Origin of the sequence: Saccharopolyspora thermophila (assembly GCF_014646075.1) — a bacterium.
GTDB lineage: Bacteria > Actinomycetota > Actinomycetes > Mycobacteriales > Pseudonocardiaceae > Saccharopolyspora > Saccharopolyspora thermophila.
Window position 1 is genome coordinate 1 of record NZ_BMMT01000049.1, and the last position, 889, is coordinate 889.

The following is an 889-nucleotide window of genomic DNA, read 5'->3' on the forward strand; positions in this document are numbered from 1 at the left end:
GTGTATACGCCGGTGGGGTCGCGGGGTGCGGTGGCGCAGGCCGGGCCGGCTCGTGGGGAGTTTTCCGGTGGGCAGCGGGTGGCAGCGCAAGGGGCTGCCGCATACGACTCAACCGGATGGGGAGGCGGCCCCCTGGAGGAAGCCCAGGAACGTTTGCGTCTCGCCAGGAAAAGGCTGGAGCGAGCCCAGAAAAATTTGAATCGTGCCGAGAAGAGGGAACTCGAAGCTGACATCAGGGCAAGTGAAGCGGCGGCGAAGGCGCAGAGACTAAGGAATGAAGCGCGGAGCGCCGAAGATCAGGCGCATCATCACCGGCTCCAGCAGGTTCAGCATACCAATGACGCGTCTCTTGCCGAACAGAAAGAGCGCCATAACAAGGACCGGGCGTCCGAGTGCCTTTCCGGCGCGCAACGTGCTGAAGAAGAAGCGCGTTCTTACAGTAAAAGGGCCAGTAAGGCCGAAGCGTTTGCGAAAGCGTACGATAATGACGTGCGTCGCTTCGACGAAGAGGCGCGTGATGCCGATAGGAAGGCACAAGATGCCTATGAGCGGGCGGCGCGCGCACGTGCCGAGGGGAATTCTGCTGCGGAGCTTCTTGCTGCAAACGAGGCGAAATTTTACGATGATGCAGCAGATCTCGCCGACAAGAGTAAAGCTACTTTCCGCAGCGCGGCGAAAACCGCGAGGGATAAGGCGAGTTATTTCCGCGACGAGGCGGAAAGGGCCACGCGCAGAGCGGAATATTTGAAGGACGAGGCGAAACGTTACCTTGCTGAGGCAATTGCTGCTGCGAAGGATGCGAGTGATTTCCATGAGCAGGCGCGTTTAGCTAAGGGGCAGAAGCTTGAATTCAAGAACTTGGCGAGCCGTTTGAGAAATGAGGCGAGAG

Annotated in this window: 1 protein-coding gene; it reads left to right on the forward strand. The window is 59.3% G+C overall.

Features of this window, described 5'->3' with window-relative positions; all coding sequences use genetic code 11:
- Positions 1-30 precede the first annotated feature (30 nt).
- Positions 31-889: coiled-coil domain-containing protein (locus IEY17_RS25010; protein ID WP_373289931.1), on the forward strand; the 859-nt coding region annotated here is incomplete at its 3' end.